Raw genomic sequence first — 19,374 nt, 5'->3', positions numbered from 1 at the left:
AAAATTTCAGTTAATTCTCATTAATATGTATCCTTTTAAGTTAATATTATCAGAAAACTAATTATAATGATAGAATTTTAGCTATTTCATATAGATTATCATCAAAGTTTCTCTTTTTAGCAAGAGCTTCATCAATATCTTCATCTATTATTTGGTTATCCCTTATACCAACTACTCTTGCAGTCTCACCCTTCATAAGAACCTCTACTGCTTTTGCACCTAACCTAGAAGCAAGTACTATATCATTTACTGTAGGTGAACCACCTCTTTGAATATGACCAAGAATGGTAGCCCTAGTCTCTAACCCTGATATATTTTCTATAAAGCTAGCAAGTTCATTAGCTCCGCCTACACCTTCAGCTAGAACTATAATATTATGCATTTTCCCAGTATTTTTACCATCTAATATAGTTCTTATAAGCTCTTCTTTATCAAAATTCTTTTCTGGAACTATAATCCCTTCAGCTCCTCCTGCTAATCCTGCATAAAGTGCTATATCTCCACATCGTCTTCCCATAACCTCTATAACACTTACTCTTTCGTGGGAAGTGGAAGTATCTCTAAGTTTGTTAATTGCATCGTGAACAGTGTTAAGAGCAGTATCAAAACCTATGGTATAGTCTGTATAGGATAGGTCATTATCTATGGTACCAGGTATACCTACTGCCGCTACTCCAAGTTTGGACAATAGTTTTGCACCAGTAAAGGAACCATCTCCACCGATAACTACTAAAGCATCTATTCCATAAGCTTGAAGTATGTTTGCAGCTTTTTGTCTTACTTCTTCATTCTTAAACTCTTCACATCTTGCGGTTCTAAGCATAGTTCCGCCTCTTTGAATTATGTCCGAAACACTATGTCTATCCATTCTAAAAAGCTCACCGTTAATAAGACCAGCAAAGCCTCTTCTAACTCCCATAACTTCTAATCCATTATACACCGCCATCCTTACCACTGCTCTTATAGCAGCATTCATTCCCGGGGCATCTCCACCACTAGTTAAAATAGCAATTTTTTTAATCATAATCTACTTCCTCCTATACAGGGACAAATTTTATCCCATATGTCTTTAAACTAACCCACATATGTTGCTAAGTTTATTTTACAAAAAATACGACAATTTTTCAACAATTACTATGTCTTTATTATAACCTTATAAAGTTAAGGATATGTTAACTAATTGAGAATTGAGAATTTAGAGTTAAGAATGGAGGAAGAAACTCCTAGCTGAGTTTCAAAGAATTCATGTAGAGGTGTCCAAAGACTTGAGGCCTTTGGGGACACTGATATTTTTTCAGATACGGCAATATGTACGTTTTTTTTAAGATATAATAAACTTTGTGGTGCTTATATTTTTTTAGGTCACAAAATTTTTCTAATATTTTAAAATCAGCTAAAACTTTCCCTGAAAAAAAGAAGCTTCCCCAGAAGCTTCTTCCCTACCTACATTTAAAGAAACTCTGCGAGTTTCCTCCTTCATTTTAAATTCTCAATTCTAAATTCTCAATTATTTCTTATACTGTGGTAAATATTCTTTGTTTTCTTCTAGTATGTCGTCTAAAACCTTTTTAGCTTTTATAGAGTCATTTACCAACGGATGTATGGTGAGTGCTTTTAGGGCTTGATTATAATCTCCTGATACCGCCGCTTCAATAGTGAGTTCTTCGTAGGCTTTAACCACTTGAGTAAGCCCCCTCATGCTGGTTTCTAGATGTCCTATATGAATAGGATGAGCTCCATTTTTGTCTATGACGCAATTGCATTCTATGGCTACGTCTTCTGGTAAATCCAATATGGCTCCGTTATTTCTTATATTAACATATTGTATGTCCTTTTTGTCATTATAAATGGAATTTATAAGGTTTACCGCTGCTTCGCTGTAATGAGCTCCGCCTCTTTTGGCTAATTGAGGTGGTTTAATATTTAAATTAGGATCCTTATATAACTCAAATAAGCTTTCTTCTAATTCTCTTACCACTTCTCCTCTAGTGCCTTTTTCTTCTGCATCCTTTAAGCACTTTTGAAGCATGGTGTCACTTAAATAGTAGTATCTATGGTAAGGGCAAGGCAGCACTCCTAATGCTTCTATAAGTTCCTTGTTTAGCTCTATGTCTGGTATATTCTCCATATTAGGAGATTTACCTTTAGCTATAAACTCTAATACTTCTTGGGTAACATTTATTCCATCTTTATATATATTTCTCCCCCAAACTAAATGGTTAAGTCCCGCAAATTCTATATAAATCCTGTCAGCACTTACTCCATAAAGTTCAGCTATGACATTTACCATACCTATCGGTACATTGCAAAGACCTATAGCTTTTATTTTGCTATGTTTTAACACTGCTTCTGTAACTATCCCTGATGGATTGGTGAAGTTTATAAGCCAAGCCTTAGGGCATAACTCTTCCATGTCTTTGCATATATCCAATATCACTGGTATGGTTCTTTGCGCTTTAGCAAAGCCTCCTGCTCCAGTGGTTTCTTGTCCAATTAGATTATATCTTAAAGGAATCTTCTCATCCCTTATTCTAGCTTCCATAAGTCCCACTCTAAACTGAGTGGTGACAAAGTCAGCATCCTTTAAGGCTTCTCTCCTATCTAAGGTAAGGTGAACCTTTATATCTGCACCAGACTTTTCTATCATCCTTTTAGCAAGGCTTCCTACTATTTCAAGCTTTTCCTTTCCTTCTTCAATGTCCACTAGATATAGATCTTCTATGGGCAATTCTCCAGAGAGCTTTCTATTTATAAAACCTTCCACTATCTCAGGAGTGTAGCTTGACCCTCCTCCTATTGTCACTATCTTAATACCTTTCTTCAAAAATAACACCTCCATTAAATATTAAAAACCATTATTTTTAATTAATTCTTTATACCAATATCCGCTTTTTTTAATAGTTCTTTTTTGAGTTTCTATATCCACTGAAACTAGACCATATCTATTCTTATATGCATTTAACCAAGACCAGTTATCCATAAAGGTCCACAGATGATAGCCTTTAGCGTTGCAACCTTCTTCTATGGCTTTATTTAGCCACCTTAAATGATCTTTTATAAATTTTATTCTATAGTCATCTTGAATAAAATCATCCTTTAAAAATCTCTCTTCATTTTCCACACCCATACCATTTTCAGAAACAAAGCTTTCAATATTATCATAATTTTCTTTGATGTTTATCATTATGTCATATATGCCCTTTTCATATATCTCCCATCCTCTGTAAGGATTCATCTTTCTTCCTGGCATTTCATAATTGTCAAAGAAATAATCTGGCATAAAAGGTGCCTCAAGATTAGGTAAACAAGCCTTTGCTTTAGCTCTTCTAGGTTGATAATAATTAACCCCTAAATAATCTATAGTATTATTTTTAATTTCTTCTAACTCATCCACATTGTAATCTGGCAGATGATTATACTCCTTTAAAAGTTTTATCAATTCTTCTGGATAACACCCTTTAACTGAAGGATCTAGAAAGCTTCTATTTATCATTAAATCTGCTATAGAAGCAGCTTTTATATCCGCTGGATTATGGCTTCTGGGATAGGTGGGGCTTAGGCTGAGCACTATGCCTATTTTCCCTCCCTCTATATTTAACTTTCTAAACTCTTTAATAGCTTTAGCGCTGGCCACCATGGTGTTATAAGCCACCTGTATAGCTTTTTTAAAGTCTACTATGTCTGGATAATGAAAATTATAAAGATATCCCCCTTCTGCTGGTACTATAGGCTCATTAAAGGTAGTCCATCTCTTCACCCTATCTCCAAATAATTGAAAACAGGTCCTAGCATAATTTACGTAAGCCTTCACCACTTCTTTGCTTTCCCATCCTCCAATAGCTTGCATTTCTAAAGGCATATCAAAGTGATATAGATTTATAAAAGGTTCTATCCCCTTTGCTATAAGCTCATTTATCACATTATTATAAAAATTTGCAGCTTTTGCATTAACCGTCCCCTTACCACCTGGTATAAGCCTTGACCAGGATATAGAGGTTCTGTAAGAGTTAAAATTTAAAGCTTTCATAAGTTGAATATCTTCTTTGTAGGTGTGATAAAAATTAGAAGTTACAGAAGGTCCCACATTATTAAAAAACCTATTAGGTTCATTTTCATACCAATAATCCCAAATATTTTTACCTTTTCTATCTAAATCTGCTGCTCCTTCAGTTTGTGGTGCTGAAGCCGCGGCTCCCCACCAAAAATCCTTAGGAAACTTACATTGTAAATCCATTTTACTACCTCCTTCAGGCATTTATCTTTTCAGTTTTTGTGGCATATACATATATGCTAATAACTATAAATATAACAAAAGGTCCCATAAAGGGTGCTACCAAGGCGCATACTATCAATGAATGAGCAATATAATTGTATACATCTTTAAAACTTAAATTATTGGAAGCTTTAAAATAGCTAAATGCATAGAAAATAATGGATAGAATCAATGCGGTGAATACAATGCCTATCCACATATAAAGAATAGTTCCTAGCAAATAGGGTATGGAAATATTCTTGTAAGAACTTATGAAGCTTCCTATTCCTCCAAAAAATAAGGACTTAATGAACTGTGCTATAAATAAAATTATAATCCCCACTATGGAGGTTAATAGTTGGAACCTAAATATCTTTAAGAGAGATTGATTTTTCAATTTAGAATAATGCTGAGGTTTTGTTATGCTTATTTTAAATTCTTCTAATAAAGTCATTTAATCTATCCTTTCTATATTCTTATATATACATTCAGGTGACTATGGGTATAGCCACCTGAAAAAATTAAACTAGAAAATTAATTATTTAATGTTGCTCCTGCAGCATTGTCATAAGATTTTTCTTGTTCATAATACTGTTTATCAACTACTCTTAAGAATGGAAGGTATATTAAAAAGCTTATGGCCAATTCTACTACTTGAAGCAATGCACCTCTAAATCCTGCTATTAAGAACCCACCAACTATAGGTGGTGTAGTCCAAGGAACTATTACACCAGAAGGAGGAGGAACTAATCCTAAGGAAATTGCAAGGTAGCAAACTACAGCTAAAATCATTGGTGTTAAAATAAATGGAATCATCATAATAGGATTAAGCACTACAGGAAGCCCAAAAGTTATTGGCTCATTTATATTAAACAAACCTGGAAGAATAGCTAGCTTTCCTAGCTTTTTACACTGTTGAGATCTGCAAACAAAGATCATAGCTATACATAAAGCTAAAGTTGCACCAGATCCTCCCAATTGAAGATATATTTCTTGGAATTGTTGAGTTATTATGTGTGGAAGCTCTTTTCCTGCTTGAAAAGCTGCAAGGTTTTCAGCGGATAAGGATATCCATATAGGGCTCATTACTGATCCCACAATATTGGCACCATGAATACCAAATACCCAGAACAATCCTATAAATAAGTTAGCTATAAGGGTTGCTCCTAAACTGTCTCCTAAAGCAGTTAATGGAGATTGAAGTACTTTATATATAAATCCATGAATGGTTTCAAAAGAAGTAAAAGTGAATATCAACCTAATTACATCAAAGAATATTATTACTATGGTAGCAGGTATTAGTGCTGAGAAAGCCTTAGAAACTGTAGGTGGCACGCCTTCTGGCATCTTTATTACCCAACCTCTATTTACTACAAATCTAATGATTTCTACGGATAAAACGGCAGTTATCATACCTACAAAAAGTCCTTTAGCTCCTATCCACTCCATGGGAATTACATCGGTAATTTTAAAAATTTCTTTGCTTCCCTCAGGAGTAAAGTTAGTCATAAAAGGTGTAAGTATGAAAAATGCTACTAAAGCTATAGCTGCAGAGCTTATTCCTTCTAACTCATACTGCTGAGCTAAGCTATTAGCTATACCAAAAACCACAAATATAGTCATTATTGCCATAGTGGCTTCAAAAGGTCTTACAAAAAATACATTCCAATTTGGTCCAAATATTTTAGTCATAAACTCTGCATAGCCTTTAATAGGGAAATTGGCAAATAGTAGTGACATAGCTCCAATAATTAGTAAAGGCATAGCCAGCATAAATCCATCACGGATAGCTGTTAAGTACTTATTACCAGAAATCTTACTCGCCACTGGCATAAGCTTATTTTCCATGGTGTCCATTATCTTACTCATAATATCTCCCCCAATATTTTATTTTTACTTAATTAAACTAAGAGCTTGTTCTAGTACCTTTTCTCCGTTCATTAATCCATAATCTCTTGAATTAATAACATCTATAGGTATATTCATTTCATCGCAAAGCTTCTTTGCCTTTGCTAAAGCATATCTTACTTGAGGTCCTAAAAGTACTACATCTGCATCATTTAAACGTTTACGCATTTCCGCCTCAGGATAGGCATTTATAATAACCTCTATACCTTTATCTTTAGCTGCTTTCTCCATCTTTGTAACTAAAAGACTGGTAGACATGCCAGCGGAACAAAATAATACAATATTAACCATAGAATAAACCTCCTAATTTTTTATCTGTGCATAATTTATTTCTATTAATAAAATATATGCTACTATTGTCCTTAATTAGTAAATAAATATAAATTATTCTCTTGTAAAATAACCTTCCTGTTCCGCACTGCCTATAGGTTCATGCATAGCAAGTTTTACTGCAAAGCTAGCAATATTTTTCAAGGAATTATTTAAACCTACCCCGCCTCTTCCTGGAGTCTTAATAATATAGACCCTTTTTCTGAAAAGTTCTTTTCCTGTACTATCTTCCGCCATAGCTGCAAAGGCTGGTATCTTAAGTTTTTCTTCAATAGATTCCACTAGATACCCACAACATTCACCATATCTTTTATAATTTAATGCAGGTCCGCATATAACTACATCTGGGTTAAACTTTTTTATAAGCTCTAATATTTCCTCTATTGCTTTATCTTTATTTTGTAAAAAATAATTGTCACCGCATATCACCGTTCCTGTTATATCACCTCCAAATCTCATAAGTGTAGATTTAAGCAACATTCCTAGCCCTGCTCCTCCATGTTGAGCTGAAGGCGGAATGTTCATTTTTTCATCTCCTCCTAAACCGGCTTGTACCTGATTTAAGAATTGAACTATCTTTATCATTTACATCACCCTTAACCCTTATTTTTTCTTAAGATTACTCTATTTTACCCTTTAATTCATTGATTTCCTTTTGCATCTTTATCATATTTTTTACTAACTCCTTTGACAGCAAGGTATTCATAAGATGATCTTGAGCATGTACTAAAAGAAGATTGATTTCCACCTTCTCTCCTCTTGCTTCCTTATGAATAAGATTAGTCTGCATATTATGAGCTTCTATTATAGCTTCATCGGCTTTTTGTAAAAGGCTGTCACTTTCTTCATATCTTCCTTCTCTTACTGAATCATAGGCTTCATATATATAGCTTCTTGCATCACCAGAATAGCTTATAAGTTGAAATATCATATCACTACTCATTTCTTCTTTTACTGTCTCAGTCATATCCATTCCTCCAGTTAGATAATTTTCTTATATATTTTAAATAAATTCCTTATACATTTATAAAGCAAATCCCATGCCAAACTCATTAAACACCTTTAAAGCCTTATATTCTAACGTTTCTTATAGAAACATATTAATACTTTTATACACTTCATATACACATTACCTAGAATCTTATTAAGTTATACTCACTATTTATACACATGTAAACACTTACTATATACACATGATTAAATACACTTATAGGGAGAAAAAAAAAGAAACCCTTTAACTTAGGTTTCTTACATCCTTACTTTATTTCTATCTCTTTATTATACATTCATAATATTTCTTAAAATAAAGCAAACTTCATCATCACTAAAATTAATATTATAATACTCTTCTATGTGTTTTATATTAATTTGTATGGCTTTAAATTCTTCAGGATATCTTTTCTTTAATTCTTCTTTGGAGTAGCAGGAAGGGGTGAGTTTTCCCTCCATGATGTTACTTATACTGCACACTATATGGACCATAAGTCCTACCCTTATATCATAGTCGATGCTTTTGTCTATGCTATGTTCTAGCTCTGATAAGAACTTATTATACATATCCTCAAAGTTAAATAGGTTCATATTGTTTATATCTCCTTGAAGGACTTCCAAGAAAGTATCATATCCCAGCTCTTCTTTATCCTTTTCTTTGAAAATAGGATTATTTAATAGCTCTTTTAATTTCTTACAGTCATTATCCATAAATATTTCATAGGTGGATATAAAGGGGATACCGTATATATTAGGATTTATGGTGCCTACTATGGCTAGTATTTTTTTCTCTTGGGATAAATTATTCAATATGTTATACATATACTGCTTATTGTTTAAGGACATAGGGAATATTTCCGCATTATATTCATCTAAGGAAATCTTATTCTCTATGAAATTTTTTAGCTGAATAGCACTCCCTTCTCCCGTGGTACACAAGGTTACTATTATTTTATCTCTATGAGGTATAAAAGACTGAGAAACCTTTGTGTTATAAGGGGAATATTGAGCTACAGAGCAGGCTATATCCTCATAGATTTTATTAATATCTCCATCAATAACAGCTTTTCTAGAACATTCTATAGCTATAGGGGTGGATACCAAATTGAAAATTTTAATATCAATGCCAGTTTCTTTGCTTATAAGCTCTCCAAAAGTTCCTAGAGACCCCATGTCCACTAAAAGCATTACCCCTGCTCCTTGATGCTTTTTCAATATAATTTCTTTCAGCTCTTCATATGCCAGCTTAGAGCTTTTATCTAAATTCATGTCGTAAGCATAGACATTATTTGCCCCCACCAGCCTATTTACCACCTCTGCCATGGAAGAGGCTGTACTCCTTCCATGCATGGCTATAACCACTATTGGTCTATCCTCTACGCATTGGCATTCAATCTCGTCTACTGTTAAAAACATGGCTATAAATCCTACTTCTGCATTAGGTATGGTAATTCCAAATCTTTTCTCTATGCTAAAAGCTAGCTCTTTAGCTAAATTAAACTCTTCTTCATGGTTTAACATAATATTTTCTAAATTGTGATTTACTATTTCCTTGCCGGATTTTATTCTTTCTATACTAGAGTTAATATGAAGGGATAAGCCATAAAAAACCTTTACAGGAAATACTTTTTTAAGTTTTTTTCCTGCCATTCTTAAAAAACTTTCTGTAAGATTTATAATCTCCTCTGGCACAATTTTAGATAGCTCGTACTTTTTTACACCTTTATCAAAATTTCTAATAAAGCTCTTAAAATAGTTTTCTATATCCAATTCCATTAAAAGCTTTATTTCATTATCCTCTACTCCTCTTTTTTGAAGCTCCTCCGTTCTTTTTTCTATATCTTCATAAAAGTTATTAGGAAGGGAATAGTCACCTTCTTTTATGGTGCTTCTTTGCCCTTTAGGGGTAAAGTATAAATTTCTTTCATCATTAACAAATTTATCTACTTCTTGAGCATTATTTTTATATATTAGCAGTCCTTGATTTACATGGGAAGCAAAATCCGTACAATGAATTTCTATGTTGTTTTTAGCATGGGATAAAGAATTTAAAAAACCATTAGCACACCCTAATTGTATATCACTTTTAAGTTGACCCACATTTCCTGGACACTCATATAAAAGCAGCTGTCTTATAGTATTAGAGGACACTGATATATCTTTCCCTACCCTGGCTGCTTCTATCTTGAAAAACTCACATATTAGAGAAAACCTTTCTTCTAAAGTTCTTTCACCTAATGCTGGTATCTTTATGGTCATTGGGATTCTTCTGGTAAAGGTGGATAAGAGCACATTATCTATATCTTCAGTGGTGGCACATATTATTAAAACTTGGCATTTTTTCTTGCTGTCATCCCCTAAAGGAGTGTACATACCTTTATCTATCAAGTAAAACAACATTTCTTGTCCTTCTGGTGGGAGCCTGTGAACCTCATCTAAGAAAAGTACCCCTCCATTGGCTTTACATACAATTCCTTCCCTATCCTTATCTGCCCCTGTAAAGGCGCCTTTTTTAGAGCCAAAAAGATGGGACATGAGAAGTTGAGGGTTATTAGAATAATCCGCACAATTAAAAGATACAAAAGGGGATTTTAAGCTAAAAACTCCATTTTCCAAAGCAAACTTATACATAAGTTCTGCAAACATGGTTTTACCTACGCCGCTAGGCCCTAGTATAAGGGTATGAAGCCCTTTAGGAGGATACATAATGGCTGCCTTAGCCTGCTGTATACACTTTTTCAAACTCTTATCACTGCCGGTTATTGCATTAAAGTTTGCATTTTTCACGGAAGTTATGTTTCTATTTTCTTGAGCATTATTTAAAGTATATATAACAGGTTTTCCCTTGATTTTTAACAGTATTCCTTGCTTATACAACTCATTAAGTACGGCACTAGCATTACTTCTTTGCATATTAAGCTCTTCTGCCACTTCTCCTGCTGAAAGCCCTTTATTCTCTTCTGAATACTTTCTTATTATATCTAAGACTTGTTCTATATTACTTTTCACAACCTCACCCTCTTCCATATACTTCTAATAATTTTGATTTTATCATAGTTAGGATGAGAAGAACAATTTATTTTGAATTTATATGTTTTTTTCTGTAAATAAAAATCAGGTGATTCTTAGATTTATATAAGGTTTACTTAAAAGGAATACCTTCTGCATATGATAATTATGTTTTGAAAGTATGAAAAAGAGCACATAAAAAACAAAAATTATTCCAATCTAAGCCTAGCATTCAACCACCCTTCAATTTCATTCTTATATCGGAACAACAGTAAAAATAATACTCCTGATATTACGCCTATTATTATCCAAGTAATAAGAGAAAAAGAAAATATTCCAGAACCAACTAAAGAAGCAAATACTATGTTTGGTAATCTTCCTATTACAGTGAGAATGAGAAATAACTTAAAATTAATATTTGATATTCCTGCTAAGAAACAAAGCGCATCATCAGGAAAGAAGGGTAAAAGAAATAATATAAACAAGCTTAAAGCAGATTTTTTTTGAAATACTTTACCATATTTATTAAAAATACTTTCACCAACAAATTTAATAACTAATGGCTTTCCAAAAATCCTAGCAAGATAAAAAGCTATCATGGATCCAAGGATTATTCCTAAACCACTTAAAAGGGAAGCATATAATCCTCCAAACAAAGCCCCGCCTGCTAACGCAGTTAAGTTTCCTGGTATAGGAGATATAATTACTTGGCCTATTTGGATTAAGAAAAACACTACTGGTGCTAGGCTCCCTTGTTTAATAACAAATTCCTTAAAGTTTTCAGATGAATAAAATATCTCCTTGAAATAGCTATATAAATTAAATTTGTTAAAGTAATATAATATTGTACCTAAGATAATTAAAAATATAGTGTATTTAACTATAGTTTTTCTTTTCAAAATAGTTGGCCTCCCTTATAACTTTTCTAATGAAATTAATTATAAAGGTAAGAACTTATTATTAAATTAACTAAATCTTATATTTTACTTAAGAAGCTATTGTATATTTCTTAATTCGTAATTTAAATAAAAAAAACGGCTTTCGCCGTTTTTTTACTCCACTAACTTAACATTTTCTTCTCCAAATTTTTCTCTTAAAAACTCTAGACCGCCTTTTTCTGTGTCTATCCACATATCTCTAGATAATCTAAAGTTTTGCCTTTCCTTAGCTGCAAAAATATACACAGGGGTTTCCCCTCTATAAGGTGCTAGGTAAGGTTTTAATGCCCAATTTACTTCTTTGGCAGTTTTGTTGTCTTCTACCTTAATATATATTTTTGAGCTATTTATCTTCTCTAAAGGCTGAATATCTTCACATATTACCTTAGGAGCTTCATCTTCCCTTATGCTTAACTTACCTCTTATAACTATAAGCTGATCCACCTCTACCATATAATTAACCTTTTGCAGTGTATTAGGGAACACTATTACTTCAATGGTTCCAGTAAGATCTTCTAACTTTACAAAGGCCATAATATTATTATTTCTAGTAACCTTTCTGCTTACCTCTGTAATTATTCCTCCGATGATTACTCTTTCCCCATCCTCCACTACATCAGTGTTTCTAAGAATAGCTTCCGCTACCAGTTCTTCAGGAAGGGTATCATCTTCTAATATTTGATTAGAGCTCATTATGGTTTCAATTTCAATGGAAGTTTGATTTTTCAAGCTCTTTGCATATTCATCTAAAGGATGACCAGTGAGATATAAACCCGTCATTTCCTTTTCCATAGCAAGGATGTACTTCTTATCAAATTCCTTTATTTTTGGATAGGCTATCTCTGGGATTTCTATGGCCGCTCCCAGGTCAAGGCCTCCAAAAAGGCTTATCTGTCCATCGATGTTCTTCTTTTTCTGGCTGGAAGCTCCATCTAAAAGCTTCTCATACACTGCAAGCATCCTTGACCTAAATACCTTTAAGCCGTCAAAGGCCCCAGCCTTGATAAGGCTTTCCACCGCTCTCTTATTTATGGAAGAAGGTTCTACCCTGTTACAAAAATCTGAGAGGCTTATAAATTCACCTTTTTCATTCCTAGCCTTAACAATGGCTTCAATAGCATTAACACCTACATTTTTTATAGCCGCCATACCAAATCTAATAGTATCACCTTTAACTGTGAACTTTGAATAGCTTTCATTTATATCAGGGGGAAGTACTTGTATCCCCAAAGATTCCGCAAAGTGAATATAAAAAGCCACTTTTTCATTGTTGCCCATAACGCTATTTAACATAGCTGCTATAAACTCCACAGGATAATATCTCATAAGATAAGCCGTCTGAAAACCAATTACAGCATAGGCAGCAGCGTGGCTCTTGTTAAATGCATAGGAAGCAAAGTCCATCATTTGATCGAATATCTTATTGGCTGCCTCTTCAGAAATACCATTCCTTAGGCACCCAGGTACTAATACTTTTTCATTTTCATCTACTATACCATAAATAAAATTCTTTCTTTCTTCCTCCATGACCTTATGTTTTTTCTTGGACATGGCTCTTCTTACCAAGTCACTTCTACCTAAAGAGTATCCCGCCAGATCCCTAACTATTTGCATTACCTGTTCTTGGTAAACCATAACTCCATAGGTAACATCTAGTATAGGTTCTAGGTGAGGTGTTATATATTTTACCTTTTCTGGATATCTCTTATTTTCAATGTATTTGGGTATTTCAGCCATAGGGCCTGGTCTGTAGAGACTGATACCCGCTATTATGTCTTCTAAGGAGTCGGGTTTTAGTTCTTTCATGAAAGAGGTCATTCCCGGAGATTCTAATTGGAATACCCCTACGGTTTTCCCTTCTCCTATCATCTTATAGACTTCTTTATCACCAAAGTCTAATTTGTCCAAGTCTATATCTACACCGCGATTTTCATGTACCATCTCTACAGTATTGCTCATTACCGTTAAGGTACGGAGGCCTAAGAAGTCCATTTTCAATAGTCCAAGCTCTTCCAATGTACCCATAGGAAACTGGGTCACTATCATATCTTCATTTTTTTGAAGAGGAACATATTCCACCAGTGGTTTTGAGGCTATAACCACTCCAGCAGCATGGGTGGAGGAGTGCCGTGGAAGCCCCTCTAAGGCTCTACTAACGTCTATAAGTTCTTTAACCCTTATATCCTCATCATAGGCCCCTTTAAGCTCTGGGTTCATTTCTAGGGCCTTATCTATGGTGATATTTAACACCGTAGGAATCATCTTTGCTATTTTATCCACTTCAGCATAAGAATAATTCATAGCCCTGCCTACATCTCTAATACAAGCTCTGGCTGCCATGGTACCAAAAGTTATAATCTGTGATACGTTTTTTGCTCCATATTTCTCTACTACATAATCTATAACCTCCGGTCTTCTTTCATAGCAAAAGTCGCTATCTATATCCGGCATGCTTATTCTCTCAGGATTTAAGAATCTTTCAAAGAGTAAATTATATTTAATGGGATCTATTTTTGTAATTCCTAGACAATAGGCCACTATGGCTCCTGCGGCAGATCCTCGTCCAGGCCCAGTGGGTATACCATTTTCATTGGAGAATCTAATAAAATCCCATACAATAAGAAAATAATCTACATAACCCATCTGCTTAATGATTTGAAGCTCAAACTCCAGCCTATCCACATATCCCTTAGCATCAGGATCTGACTTTGCTATTTCTTCTATAAACTTATAATCTAGCGGCTTATCTCTTAAGGATGAAAATTCATCATATCTTTCTATTAATCCCATATAGCATACTTTTCTAAGGTATTCATAAGGGTCTGTATCCTCAGGCAATGGAAACTTAGGCAGCTTTGATACGTGAAACTCATAATCAAAATTACACTGCTCTGCTATGCTTTGAGTGTTTTCTAAAGCCTCTGGGATATAAGAGAAAATATTCCACATTTCCTCTGGAGACTTAAGGTAAAACTCATCGGAGGGGTATCTCATCCTGTTTTCTTCATCTATGCTCTTTCCCGTTTGTATACAAAGTAATATATCGTGAGATCTAGCATCTTCTTTGTTTATATAATGAACATCATTGGTAGCTATAAGAGGTATATTAAGCTCTCTAGCTATATTTATTACTTCTTTATTAACCTTTTTCTGCTCCTCCACACCGTGGTCCTGCAATTCAAGATAAAATCCATCTTTAAATATTTCCTTATAAATAAGTGCTGTTTCTTTTGCTTTATTTATATTTCCCCTAGAAGTATAGGATTGAACTTCCCCTCCAAGACAAGCACTTAGAGCAATAAGCCCTTCACTGTTTTCTCTAAGATAATCATGGTCAACTCTAGGCTTATAATAAAAACCCTCTATGGAAGCTTTGCTTACTATTTTCATTAGATTTTTATAACCTGTTTCATTTTTTACTAAAAGTACCAGATGATATATTTCATTGTCTCTATCATTATTTTCTTTTATGTAAAGAGATTTAGGCACTACATAAACTTCACAGCCTAGTATAGGCTTTATTCCTTGCTCTTTGGCTGCATTATAAAAATCTACACAGCCGTACATTACACCATGATCTGTAATAGCGATGCTATCCATTCCAAGCTCTTTAGCTCTGGCAATTATCTTAGGAATCTTTCCAGATCCATCAAGAAGGCTATATTCTGTGTGGAGATGCAAATGGGTGAACTTTTTTTCACTCAAGTTGTAATTTCACTCCCTTCTATTAACTATATAACTATTATAAATCTAATAAAATTTCTTTGCATTATATAAATAAATAGAGTAGGGAATAAATCCTTACTCTATTTAATATAAAACTTCTATAAATTCTAGAATTTTTTATATAAAATATCTCTAGAACTCTAAAATCTCTAGTCTTATGCCTTTAAAGCCTGGAACTACTTTATCTGCTTTATTAAGTACATCTATAGAGCCTATTCCCACCGCTTTCATATTTGCTCTTTTTGCAGCTTCAATACCTGCTTCTGCATCTTCAAAGACTACGCATTCTTCAGCATTAACTCCTAATTCTTTAGCTCCCAGTAGGAAAACTTCTGGATCTGGCTTAGCCTTGGAAACCTTATTTCCATCAATTATAGCATCAAAATATGGAATTAGTTTAAGATTTTCTAATATTAACATGGAGTTTTTTGAAGCTGAGCCTAATGCGACCTTAATTCCATTTTCTCTTAGCAAAGTTAAGAATTCCTTTACTCCTGGAAGTATCTCATCCTCTTTAAGCTTGGATATATAATCAACATACCATTTGTTTTTCTTTTCTGCCATGGATAGCTTTTCTTCCTCACTGACAACAACTTGTCCTATAGACAATAATATTTCAAGGGAAGCCATACGGCTTACTCCTTTAAGTCTTTCATTATCTTCTTCTGTAAAATCAAAACCTAATTCTTGTGAAAGTCTCTTCCAGGCAAGATAATGGTATTTTGCAGTATCTACTATAACCCCATCCAAATCAAATAAACACGCTTTTACTTCTTTCATAAATAAAATCCTCCCTAACAACAGTTAATTTTTCCTAAGTTCTTCAGCTATTTTTTCAATTTTTCTTAATCTATGATTAACCCCAGACTTTCCTACAGGAGGATTTAACATTTCTCCTAATTCTTTTAAAGATTCATCTGGATAGTTCAATCTAAGCTCTGCAATATCTCTTAAATTTTTAGGAAGCCTCGCTAATCCTATTTCTCTTTGTATAAGCTTTATGCTTTCCACCTGACGAACAGCAGCATTCACAGTTTTACTTAAATTTGCTGTTTCACAATTCACCAAGCGGTTTACATTATTTCTCATCTCTTTCATTATTCGAATGTTTTCTAATTCTAATAGAGAAGCATGTGCACCTATGATGTTCAAAAGGTCAACTATCTGCTCCCCTTCCTTAAGGTATACTATAAAGCTGCTTTTTCTTTGTATAACCTTAGAGTTTAATCCAAATTCATTTATAAGCGCGCTTAAATCCTCAGCATACTCTAAATTATGGGTTACAAATTCTAGGTGATAAGTCTTTTCAGGATTACTTATACTACCTCCACCAATAAAAGCACCTCTTATATATGTCCTTTTACATTGTTCTGTAAGAAGTAAACTCCTATCTATCCTATAATCTAAAGATAAGATATCTTCATCATCCCTAAGAATCCCTGTTTCCTTTAGTAGTTCCCTTACACCCATTTCTTCAGTAACCATAACCATATACAAATTGTTCTTTTTTAAGGAATTGCTTTTCTTCACCATAAGCTTTGCATGAATTTTAAAATGTTCTTTTAATAAAGTAAATGCAAGTCTTGCACTAGCGGGATTTTCCGTGGTAATTCTAAAATTTAAAGACCTCTCACTAAAAGAAATGGTACCGCTGACTTTCATAATAGCTGAAAGTTCTGCTAATGCTTCTTCTTTAGTAAGATCGGTATATCTGCATATTTCTCCTTTAACATTAGATGAAAATGACATAGGCTCCCCTTCCTTAGTTATTCTTCGAATTTTTTATTCTATCTGAAAGATACATATATTCCAATATCCTTTTTCTATCATATAAAAGTTTTCTTTCCATTATTGTCTCCGCTAAAACCCTGGCAAGATAATCTGCATCATGCCTTATAAGGCCCTTCTTAACCTCTATAAGATTGGCTTCTATAGGGGTAACCCCTAGCTTATCTAATTCTTTTCTATCAAACTCTACCAGCTTAGAGTTTTCTTTTAAATACTTTTCCTTTAGATCATCTTCTATAGGTTCAACATTAGCCACTACATAATCTATTATGCCATGGCCCACGTGAGAGTAAATGGTCTTTACGTGATCTGATGCAGTAAAACCATCTGTTTCTCCCGGCTGAGTCATTATATTAGAAACATATATCCTTAATGCCTTACTCTTCTTAATAGCATAGGCTATGTCCTTAACTAAAAGATTAGGAAGCACAGATGTGTACAGACTCCCAGGCCCCATAATTATGGCATCAGCATCATATAAAGCTTCCAAGGCATCTGGAAGAGCCTTTGCATTTTCAGGATCTATCATAATTCTTTCAATACTGGTTTTTTGGACTATAGTTTCCTCAGGTATATTGGATTCACCTTCTACTATATTTCCATTTTTAAATTGCGCTTTAAGCTTCATATCATCTAAAGTAACGGGAAGAACCTTTCCTGTTACCGCTAAAACGGAACTCATTTTTTGTACAGCATCCTCAAAGTTATCTGATATACCATCCATGGCCGCCAAAAATAGATTTCCAAAGCTTTGATTCTTAAGCCTTCCATCTTTAAACCTGTATTGCAAAAGTTCATCCATAAGAGGCTCTGTGTCAGCTAAGGCTAATATGCAGTTTCTTATGTCTCCTGGCGCCAGCATTCCAAGATCCTCTCTAAGATCTCCTGATCCTCCACCATCATCTGCCACGGTAACAATTGCTGTAATGTTGGAGGTATAATACTTTAAACCTCTTAACATGGTGGAGAGCCCTGTACCTCCGCCTATTACCACTATCTTAGGGCCTTTTACCAATAGCCTTTTTTCGTAAATTAAGCTTTCAATTTTCTCATTATCAAGGGATACCTTTAAATATCCTTTATTTATAAGAGCTATTATGGATTTCATCCCTTCAGTAACGGATACATATAGAATAAAAAAACCTGCGATATTTAAAAATGCCCAAAAGAGTTTGTAATTCAAGCTATAAAACTTTCTAGTCACTAATTCATTAACCCCAAAAGCAATAAGCAGTATCCCTAAAAAAGCAAACAATATCCATCTTTTAATCTTAATCCCTGGCCTTAGCCATTCCCAAATCCTCATAGCTTATAAGCTCCCCTATTTACATCTTCATTAATATCTCTGTGTTCAATACTTGCCTTGTAATTTTCTTTAACTAGGCTTTCATATATAGCATTAGCTATAGCCACAGATCTATGCCTTCCACCAGTACAACCTATAGCAATTATAAGCTGCCTTTTACCCTCTTTTATATAGTTTGGTATAAGAAAAGTTATCATATCCATTAGTTTTTCCATAAAGCCTTGAGTTTCTTCATGTTCCATTACAAACTTTCTAACTGGCTCTTCCATACCTGAAAATTTCTTAAGTTCTGGAATGTAAAAAGGATTCTGTATAAATCTTACATCAAAAACCAAATCTGCATCCACAGGAATGCCATATTTAAATCCAAAGGAAAGTACAGTAATAGAAAGGTGCCTTTCTATTTTACTATTGTCACCATAAAGATTTGTTATTTTATCCCTTAGGTCTCTAATAGCAAGTTTTGAAGTGTCTATTATTGTATCTGCTCTATCTCTAACTTCACGCAGCCTATTTCTTTCATTAGTAATTCCAGTTATTATTCTTCCATCTGGAGCCAAAGGATGTCTTCTTCTGGTTTCCTTAAATCTTTTTACCAGCACTTCGTCAGAAGCATCTAAAAATAATATTTCATATTTAAATTCATGCTCCTTAAGATAAATTAAGCTTTGGAAAAGGCTATCAAAGAAAGTTCCTCCTCTAATATCAATAACTAAAGCTATCTTCTCAATTTTCCCTTCACTTTGTATACAAGCCTCTGCAAATTTTGGTATCAACGTAGGGGGAAGATTATCCACACAGAAATATCCAAGATCCTCTAGACTCCTAGTAGCTTCTGTTTTACCTGCCCCGGATAAACCTGTTACAATTATAAATCTCATCTAATTCATCCTCCTGTTATATATAAATCAAATCTAGTCATAACAAAACATTACTACACATTATAATACACATTATCATTATAATCTATTACTATATTAATTTACAATTTAGAATTGACAATTGCAAATTAATTTAAAATTGAGACTGTAAAATGTAGATAACTAATTTAAAATTTAGAATGTAGAATGTAGAATGAAGGAAGAAACTCCTTCCGGAGTTTCTAAGACTATATAAAAGAATATAAA

General features: G+C 33.8%; 15 protein-coding genes. All 15 read right to left on the bottom strand.

Features of this window, described 5'->3' with window-relative positions:
* Positions 1-61 precede the first annotated feature (61 nt).
* The 15 genes from pfkA to rapZ all read right to left on the bottom strand — a co-directional run bounded on the left by pfkA (position 62) and on the right by rapZ (position 19,128).
* Positions 62-1,021, bottom strand: coding sequence for a 6-phosphofructokinase (gene pfkA, locus BUA82_RS08755; RefSeq protein WP_073007166.1), 960 nt, complete (start codon positions 1,019-1,021; stop codon positions 62-64).
* Between the two features lie 486 nt (positions 1,022-1,507).
* Positions 1,508-2,824: a 6-phospho-beta-glucosidase gene (locus tag BUA82_RS08750; protein ID WP_242948944.1), complete on the bottom strand. Its 1,317-nt coding sequence runs from the start codon at positions 2,822-2,824 to the stop codon at positions 1,508-1,510.
* A gap of 21 nt (positions 2,825-2,845) precedes the next feature.
* Entirely contained in the window at positions 2,846-4,234 is a 1,389-nt protein-coding gene (locus BUA82_RS08745) for a glycoside hydrolase family 1 protein (protein WP_073006721.1), read from the bottom strand.
* A gap of 13 nt (positions 4,235-4,247) precedes the next feature.
* Positions 4,248-4,706 (bottom strand): hypothetical protein, encoded by a 459-nt coding sequence (locus BUA82_RS08740; protein ID WP_073006718.1) that lies wholly within the window; start codon positions 4,704-4,706, stop codon positions 4,248-4,250.
* 80 nt (positions 4,707-4,786) lie between these two features.
* Positions 4,787-6,121, bottom strand: coding sequence for a PTS cellobiose transporter subunit IIC (gene celB / locus BUA82_RS08735; RefSeq protein ID WP_073006716.1), 1,335 nt, complete (start codon positions 6,119-6,121; stop codon positions 4,787-4,789).
* 24 nt (positions 6,122-6,145) lie between these two features.
* On the bottom strand, positions 6,146-6,451 hold the full coding sequence (locus tag BUA82_RS08730) for a PTS sugar transporter subunit IIB (RefSeq protein WP_073006713.1): 306 nt from the start codon (positions 6,449-6,451) through the stop codon (positions 6,146-6,148).
* Between the two features lie 93 nt (positions 6,452-6,544).
* Entirely contained in the window at positions 6,545-7,075 is a 531-nt protein-coding gene (locus BUA82_RS08725) for a glycine/betaine/sarcosine/D-proline family reductase selenoprotein B (RefSeq protein WP_073006710.1), read from the bottom strand.
* A gap of 34 nt (positions 7,076-7,109) precedes the next feature.
* Positions 7,110-7,457: a PTS lactose/cellobiose transporter subunit IIA gene (locus BUA82_RS08720; RefSeq protein WP_207650292.1), complete on the bottom strand. Its 348-nt coding sequence runs from the start codon at positions 7,455-7,457 to the stop codon at positions 7,110-7,112.
* A gap of 311 nt (positions 7,458-7,768) precedes the next feature.
* Entirely contained in the window at positions 7,769-10,489 is a 2,721-nt protein-coding gene (locus BUA82_RS08715) for a sigma-54-dependent transcriptional regulator (protein ID WP_178140710.1), read from the bottom strand.
* A gap of 209 nt (positions 10,490-10,698) precedes the next feature.
* Positions 10,699-11,388: a TVP38/TMEM64 family protein gene (locus BUA82_RS08710; RefSeq protein ID WP_073006705.1), complete on the bottom strand. Its 690-nt coding sequence runs from the start codon at positions 11,386-11,388 to the stop codon at positions 10,699-10,701.
* 153 nt (positions 11,389-11,541) lie between these two features.
* Positions 11,542-15,132: a DNA polymerase III subunit alpha gene (locus tag BUA82_RS08705; protein ID WP_073006703.1), complete on the bottom strand. Its 3,591-nt coding sequence runs from the start codon at positions 15,130-15,132 to the stop codon at positions 11,542-11,544.
* 153 nt (positions 15,133-15,285) lie between these two features.
* Positions 15,286-15,933 carry a beta-phosphoglucomutase gene (pgmB, locus tag BUA82_RS08700; RefSeq protein WP_073006700.1) on the bottom strand — a complete coding sequence of 216 codons (648 nt, stop codon included), beginning with the start codon at positions 15,931-15,933 and terminating at the stop codon, positions 15,286-15,288.
* Positions 15,934-15,957: 24 nt separating this feature from the next.
* Complete coding sequence (gene whiA / locus BUA82_RS08695) at positions 15,958-16,902, bottom strand: DNA-binding protein WhiA (protein ID WP_073006698.1); 945 nt, start codon at positions 16,900-16,902, stop codon at positions 15,958-15,960.
* A gap of 13 nt (positions 16,903-16,915) precedes the next feature.
* Positions 16,916-18,247 (bottom strand): gluconeogenesis factor YvcK family protein, encoded by a 1,332-nt coding sequence (locus BUA82_RS08690; RefSeq protein ID WP_073006695.1) that lies wholly within the window; start codon positions 18,245-18,247, stop codon positions 16,916-16,918.
* Entirely contained in the window at positions 18,244-19,128 is an 885-nt protein-coding gene (gene rapZ / locus BUA82_RS08685; RefSeq protein WP_073006693.1) for an RNase adapter RapZ, read from the bottom strand. The genes BUA82_RS08690 and rapZ overlap by 4 nt, the downstream gene beginning before the upstream one ends.
* Between the last annotated feature and the right edge of the window lie 246 nt (positions 19,129-19,374).

Origin of the sequence: Clostridium amylolyticum (assembly GCF_900142075.1) — a bacterium.
Taxonomy (GTDB): Bacteria; Bacillota; Clostridia; order Clostridiales; family Clostridiaceae; genus Clostridium_AA; species Clostridium_AA amylolyticum.
This window is presented reverse-complemented; position numbering and strand designations above follow the sequence as displayed.